Source organism: Belnapia moabensis DSM 16746 (assembly GCF_000745835.1).
GTDB lineage: Bacteria > Pseudomonadota > Alphaproteobacteria > Acetobacterales > Acetobacteraceae > Belnapia > Belnapia moabensis.
Genome location: NZ_JQKB01000072.1, coordinates 15,748 through 22,001, shown reverse-complemented (window position 1 = coordinate 22,001; position 6,254 = coordinate 15,748). Strand labels below are relative to the sequence as shown.

General features: G+C 66.0%; 6 protein-coding genes and 2 pseudogenes. 2 read left to right on the top strand and 6 right to left on the bottom strand.

What is annotated here, in order from left to right:
* Positions 1-550: 550 nt before the first annotated feature.
* The 6 genes and pseudogenes from EP26_RS24925 to EP26_RS33645 all read right to left on the bottom strand — a co-directional run.
* Positions 551-880: pseudogene (locus tag EP26_RS24925) on the bottom strand (transposase); the annotation flags it as partial.
* A 60-nt stretch (positions 881-940) separates the two neighbouring features.
* The gene (gene tnpC, locus EP26_RS24920; RefSeq protein ID WP_043342668.1) at positions 941-2,527 is read right to left on the bottom strand and encodes an IS66 family transposase; all 1,587 of its coding nucleotides are present in this window, start codon (positions 2,525-2,527) and stop codon (positions 941-943) included.
* A gap of 63 nt (positions 2,528-2,590) precedes the next feature.
* Positions 2,591-2,938, bottom strand: a complete 348-nt coding sequence (gene tnpB, locus EP26_RS24915; RefSeq protein ID WP_043342666.1) for an IS66 family insertion sequence element accessory protein TnpB — start codon at positions 2,936-2,938, stop codon at positions 2,591-2,593.
* A complete protein-coding gene (gene tnpA / locus EP26_RS24910) occupies positions 2,935-3,339 on the bottom strand; it encodes an IS66-like element accessory protein TnpA (protein WP_043342664.1) in 405 nt (134 codons plus the stop codon). The genes tnpB and tnpA overlap by 4 nt, the downstream gene beginning before the upstream one ends.
* A gap of 98 nt (positions 3,340-3,437) precedes the next feature.
* Positions 3,438-3,704, bottom strand: a pseudogene (locus EP26_RS24905) (transposase); the annotation flags it as partial.
* 231 nt (positions 3,705-3,935) lie between these two features.
* A complete protein-coding gene (locus EP26_RS33645) occupies positions 3,936-5,384 on the bottom strand; it encodes a TIGR03013 family XrtA/PEP-CTERM system glycosyltransferase (RefSeq protein WP_169747480.1) in 1,449 nt (482 codons plus the stop codon).
* Between the two features lie 272 nt (positions 5,385-5,656).
* Between EP26_RS33645 and EP26_RS24895 the strand changes: the two genes are divergently transcribed.
* Together EP26_RS24895 and EP26_RS39030 are read left to right on the top strand one after the other, a co-directional pair.
* A complete protein-coding gene (locus tag EP26_RS24895) occupies positions 5,657-5,941 on the top strand; it encodes a hypothetical protein (protein WP_043342662.1) in 285 nt (94 codons plus the stop codon).
* Between the two features lie 70 nt (positions 5,942-6,011).
* Positions 6,012-6,254, top strand: a 243-nt coding sequence (locus EP26_RS39030) for a helix-turn-helix domain-containing protein (RefSeq protein WP_408735120.1), incomplete at its 3' end; no start/stop codon positions are given.

Genomic DNA, 6,254 nt, shown 5'->3' with positions numbered 1-6,254 from the left:
ATGACCTCGGGCGCGGCAGTGCCGTCGAGCTGCGCTTCAAACTGGCCGGGTTGCAGGCCGCGATCCAATTCACGCCCGAGCAGATCGCCTGCTAGGAGCTGCGCTGGGTGAAAGGCGCGGCCCTAGCCACGCCGTGCTGCACCCTCGGTATCTCCGGGCCTAGCCCTTGCCCACCTTCTTCCAAGCCCGCAGCACTGCGCCGCACATGGCCAGCGGCTCCATCGCGCTCCATTGCCCGTGGTAAGCAGGGGTTATCGCATGTGTGGATGCCCTCTGCGGGTCAAGGCGAATCAGCAACTCTGGCACCGAGAGCGCGGGTGCGGTCATGTGTTCGGCCTCGTATGCTGCCGGTCTGGCCGCGGGCCCTGATGAGCTGTGCGGAACGAGGGGCAATCAGGTGAACGCGCTTGGGGGCGCACTGCGATAAACGGCCTCTCTCGCCACCGGCTCACCGGTCTCTCGCTGTCATCGTCGCTTCAGCACCTTGGCTCCCGCCGGGCGCGGCGCCCGGCGAGCTCGGACGCGACCGCCTAGTACCTCGGCACAGTGATTATGAATGGTTGCTGGTGACCGGATAGGAGCGGCGCAGCTTTGTCCGAGCGCGTTGCGTGTCGAACATCCACTTGACGCGAGCCCCGGACGCATTGCGCCCTCGCTCCCAGGCCTCGATCTCGGAGATGAGCTGCTCGCGTTCGCCGATGCGCCGGTCCAGACATTGGCCGCGCAACACGCCGATCTCGACCATGTTGAGCCAGATGGCGTGCTTGGGCGTGTGGTGAAACTCCAGCCGACGGAGGATGCGGTGGGCCTCCTCGGGCGGAAAGGCCTCGTACAGCGCGCCGGGCGTATGGGCCGACAGGTTGTCCTGCACCACCCGGATCAGCGTATCCATCCGGCCAAGGCCGCGGGTGTTGAGCGATGAGGTTTGACGCGGCGAGGGTCAGGCGGCGTCGGCTGTTTTGGTAGTGCGCGCTGCCTTCCAATGCCAGGGCAGCAGCTCGTGCAAGCGGGATGCCGGGTGGTCAGCGATGCGGGCCAGCACGTCGGCGAGCCAGGCACGCGGGTCGACGTCGTTCAGCTTGGCGGTGGCGACCAGCGAGTACATGGCGGCAGCGCGCTCGCCGCCACGGTCGCTGCCGGCGAACATCCAGGCCTTTCTGCCAAGCGCCACGCCGCGCAGCTCGCGTTCGGCAGCATTGTTTGTCAAGCAGATCCTGCCGTCGGTGAGGAAGCGGCTGAAGGCGTCCCACCGGGTCAGCATGTAGTCCATGGCCTTGCCGACTTCGGCATGGCGAGACATGCGGGCGCGCTGTTCGCGCATCCAGGTCTCGAGCTCGGCAACGAGGGGCGCGATCTGCGCCTGTCGAATGGCCAGGCGCTGCTCGGCAGGCAGGCCATTGATGGCGCGCTCGGCGGCAAAGATCGCGTCGATCCGGCGCACTGCCTCGGCGGCGAGCGGGGCGCGGGCGACCTCGGCGAGCTTGAACAGCTTGCGCCGGCCATGGGCCCAGCATGCGGCCTCGGTGATCGAGCCGGGCTTGCGGTTGGCAGCATAGAGCTCGTTGAACCCGGCATAGGCATCGGCCTGCAGGATGCCCGCGTAGCCGGCCAGGTGGCGCTGCGGGTGCTCGCCGGTGCGGTCGCGGGAGTAGCGGAACATCGCCGCTGGTGGCGCGGGCCCGGCAAAGGGTCGGTCATCACGGACATAGGTCCAGACCCGGCCGGTGATCGTCCGGCCTCGGGCCAGCACGGGGACAGTGGTGTCGTCACCATGCAGCCGCCCGGCGGCCAGTACGTGGGCGTCGATCAGCGCCGTCAGCGGCGCCAGGGTGGCGGTGCAGGCGCCGACCCAGTCGGCGATGGTAGAGACGCTCAGCTCGATGCCCTCGCGGGCGTAGGTCTCGCTGAGGCGGTTCAGCGGCAGGTGCTGCCCGAACTTGGCCTCCAAGATCATAGCCAGCAGCTGAGGACCGGCCCTGCCGCGGGCGATGGGGTGGAACGGTGCCGGCGGCTGGGTGATGGTCTCGCATGAGCGGCAGGAGAAGCGCTCGCGCACGGTCTGGATAACCCGCCACTGGCGAGGGACGACCTCCAGGGTCTCGGTGATGTCCTCGCCCAGCTTGGAGAGCTTGCCGCCACAGCAGGGGCAGGCCGTCGGTGCTGGGATCACCACGCGTTCGCGTGGCAGGTGCTCCGGCAAGGGCACCCGGGCAGGCTGACGGCGCGGCGTGGCGCCGGCGGACGATCTGTCCTTGCCTGCAGCGGTCTCGGCCCGGGCGGCATCCTCGCTGGCGGCGGCAACCAACTCGCCAAGCTCCAGCTCGAGCTGGTCGATCAGCTTGCGGCTGCGCTCGGAGGAGGCGCCGAACCTGTCATGTTTGAGCTTGGCGATGAGCAGCTTGAGGTGCGCCACCATCGCCTCGGCGCCGGTGGCCCGCGCCTCCGCCTCCTGCCGCGCCAGCTCCGCGGCGGCAAGAGCGGCGCGGAGGGCGGCAATGTCGTCGGCAGTGCTGCTCGGCTCGGGCATCACGGTGGAGATCGAATCACACTCCACCCACGACAGGAAGCCGAAAACTGCCGCGGCGGGAGCCTAGCCGGCGACCTCGGGTCGCCATGTTCGTTGCGGGTTCCTCCAGTCGATCCCGTCCAACATATAGGCCAGCTGCGCGCCCGAGATCGCCACACTGCCATCCGCAGGCGACGGCCAGATGAAGCGCCCCCGTTCCAACCTCTTGGCGTACAGCGACATGCCAAGCCCGTCGTGCCAGACAATCTTGACCAGGTCGCCGCGGCGGCCGCGAAACACGTAGAGATCGCCCGCATGGGGATCGCGCCCGAGCGCCTGCTGCACCTGCAGCGCCAGGCCATTCATGCCGCGCCGCATGTCGGTATGGCCGACCGCCAACCAGACCCGGACGCCGGTCGGAACCGGGATCATCTGCGCAGCGCCAACAGCAGGCGACGCAGGGCCGGGGCGCCGATCGTCTCGGGAACCCGCAGGGCCGTCCCGTCCGGCAGCACGATCTCGACCTGCGATGCCTCGTGGTCAGAGCCAGCCCCACACAGTGCCGGTGAACGAGGTGAAACGGCCGACGATGACCCGGACATCACCGGCGGCTCCGGCACGATCTGCACCGGCAGGAACACCGGCGCCTGCTCCGCCACCAGAGCACCCGATCGGGCCTGCTTGCGCCACATCCACAGCACGCTCCGGCTCACCTCGTACCGGCGTGCCACATCCGCAAAGCGGGCCCCTGGGCGCTCAGCCTCCGCCACGATCCGCAGCTTGTCCTCAACCCGCCACCGCCGTCGGCGCTCAACCCCGCTGATGATCTCCATGTCGCCAACCCGCTCCGTCCTTAGCGACACCCTTACGAGCGTCCATAAGATCAGAAGACAGGTTCACCCATCCGCCGGAAGGCGGCCCTCGGCGTATGGGTACGGTCCTCGTCCCAGCGTCGCAGATAGTCGTTCACCGTGCTGCGTGGCGGCAGGTCCTTCGGCAGCGCGGCCCACTGGCAGCCGGTGGACAGGATGTACATCACCCCGTTCAGCACCGCTCGTATGTCCACCGTCCGTTTGTTGCCGCCGCTCTTCGCCAGTGGGATCAGCGGACCGATGATCGACCATTCCTCGTCGGTCAGATCGCTCGGGTAGCGCAGTTTGCTGCGGTCGTATTTTGGCCGGCTCTCGGGCGTCCACATGGACGCCCTTCTTCCCGCACCCGCCGCTCGGAGCCAATCACAACCGATTCAGATGCCTCGATTTGTTCCCGGATGGACACTCAGCCCGAATGGTCAAGCCGTGGCTGTAGACTGACGCTTACCGCACAGAACAACAGATCACCGGCAGACGATGGATATCGCAAGTGACAGGAAGCAGGCGGCGCACTCTCGTTTGTACGCAAACAGACAGCCGCAGCGTCAAGGCGGCCGTTACCGCACGCCGCCCGGCCAGAGAACAACTCTCAAGGTTTGCAAGACAATCATCAGGTCGAACAGCACGCTGAAATTCTTTACATAATAAAGGTCGTAGCTCAGCTTCGAGCGCGCATCGTCGAGCGAGGCGCCATATGGATAATTAACTTGTGCCCAGCCAGTCAGCCCTGCCTTTACGAGGTGGCGCTCGTCATAAAGTGGCAGCTTGGCCGCAAGCTCATTTGTGAACTCTGGCCGCTCCGGCCGGGGTCCGACAAACGACATGTCGCCCCGCAGCACGTTGATAAGTTGTGGCAATTCGTCCAGCCGTGTGCGCCGGAGAAAGCGGCCAATGCGCGTGATACGGGGGTCTCGCTCAGCTGCCCAAACAGCACCGGCCCGCTCGGCATCTACTCGCATCGTCCTCAATTTCACGATCCGGAACACCCGGCCGCCGCGCGTGACACGAGCTTGGCTGTAAAAGGCTGGCCCGGGATCGTCGATCTTGACCGCTACAATGGCGAGCAGCAGGAAAGGGCCGGTCGCCAGCAAGACGGCGGCGCTGACTGCGATGTCGAGGGCACGCTTCAGCGCCCTGTCAAGCAGACCCAGGTTGAACCCCTTCGAGTAGAGCAGCCAGCCCAGTTCGATACGCTTTATATCCACCCTGCCGATCTCGTCCTCGATGAGCTGCAGGTACTCCATGACCGGGAAGCCGGCTGTTTTGCACGACAAGAGGGCTCGCATGTCGAGCCCTCGCCGCTCGTCAGGGGCAACGACGACCTGATCCGCGCCAAAACCGACCACGATACCCAGGATGTCACCAGTGCCGGCCACAACCTGCCCCGCCTCTCCACTCACCAGTCGGGGATCCAGCTCGCCATAGGCCGGATCATGAACGAAGACGATCTCGTAGTGGAGTGAGCGGCCCTCACGCCGCAGCAACCAGGCTAGATCCCATGCGCGCCGCCCAGAGCCAACAATGACGATGCGGCGGTGCAGCATCCCTTGCCACCTCAAGCCAAGGAGGGCGAGACGCGAAACCACGCCGCAAAGAGCGAAGCAGATGGTAGTTCCGGCGAAGAGGGCCGAGGTAGGAATGGGCAGCGCGACAGATGCCGATAGGATTGTGGCCACAGCGGACACCACCAGCGCGCTCGCTCCTGCCGCAAGTGTGGCACGTTCTAGCGCCTTGCGCGTGTTCCCCAGTGCCTCGCGCCTGTACAAACCCAGGGCGAAGAGAAGCAGGATCCAAGCAGCCGGCGGCAGCAGCAGCAGGACAGCTTGGTTCAGGAGCGCGCCAGGCCAAGCGCCAGCGAGTACCGTAGCGGCGGTCGGCCATGCGAGCGCGCCTGCCAAGAAGTCGAGGAGCAGCTGCGCACGTCCAGCGGACAGGGATGCTGGGGCTCGTGACGGCAGCGCTACCTTCGGAAGGCGACCAGCAGTGTTTTCGATGGGTGAATGCATACCCGCATTATTGCACTGTCGTTCCCAAAAATGGCTAAAAAGATAACCCAGCAACAAGCAACAAAGAGGCACACAAATTATGACAGCAAAACTATTTCGTGTTACGCTAAGAGCCAGGCGCCGGCAGGAGCTAGTTACGGCATTCGGATCTCGGGAATAGGCCGGGGCCATCCGGCTCCTCCCAACCCTTCGCCTAAGCCCACATTGCCCCCCCGCACACCATGCCCAACCCCGACCCTACTGGCACGGTTCGCCTCCGCTGAGATCTGCCAATGGCTGAAACCCACTATTTCGCCGGTTGCTGCGGCACCTGCCCTCGCACCATCCTGATCGGGGTAGAGGCTGCGACCGGCATGATGGGCTCCGGCGCCGCGACTGTTGGCGAGCTTGGCCGCCGTCTTAAATGCGGTTGGTGTAACACCCGTGTTGATCTGCAGATTGCCGTCGATAGCCGGAGCCTGGACTGGATCGAGCGTGAGGGCTGGCTGCCGGAGACGATGGGCCGGATTGTCAGGGACGGCGCGATGAAGATGGATCTGGCTTCTTCGGCAGCCTGACCTGGGGTGCGGCACGGTTCGATGAGACAGCCGACTGCGGTAGAGGTCACCGCAACCGGAGGTCAGACCGATGGACCAGAACCACAACGACGAGCCCGCGGGGGCGCCGGCGTGCGCACAGAACGCTGACGCCGGCGCCTCCACGAGCGGTGCCGGGCCAGAGCGTCGCAACTCTGCCCGGCGCAAGCTGGCCGCCGTCACCCGGCTGCTGCGCGGTGAGCCGCTGGAGACCGTGGCCCGCGAGTTCAACGTCACCGTCGCCCGCCTGAGCGAGTGGCGCGACCGTGCCCTGGTTGGGGCGGAGGCGGCGATG

Excerpts from the sequence above, each read along its gene's own strand:
- tnpC (WP_043342668.1), bottom strand. The coding sequence starts at position 2,527 with ATGCCCGAGCCGAGCAGCACTGCCGACGACATTGCCGCCCTCCGCGCC.
- tnpB (WP_043342666.1), bottom strand. The coding sequence starts at position 2,938 with ATGATCCCGGTTCCGACCGGCGTCCGGGTCTGGTTGGCGGTCGGCCAT.
- tnpA (WP_043342664.1), bottom strand. The coding sequence starts at position 3,339 with ATGGAGATCATCAGCGGGGTTGAGCGCCGACGGCGGTGGCGGGTTGAG.
- EP26_RS33645 (WP_169747480.1), bottom strand. The coding sequence starts at position 5,384 with ATGCATTCACCCATCGAAAACACTGCTGGTCGCCTTCCGAAGGTAGCG.
- EP26_RS24895 (WP_043342662.1), top strand. The coding sequence starts at position 5,657 with ATGGCTGAAACCCACTATTTCGCCGGTTGCTGCGGCACCTGCCCTCGC.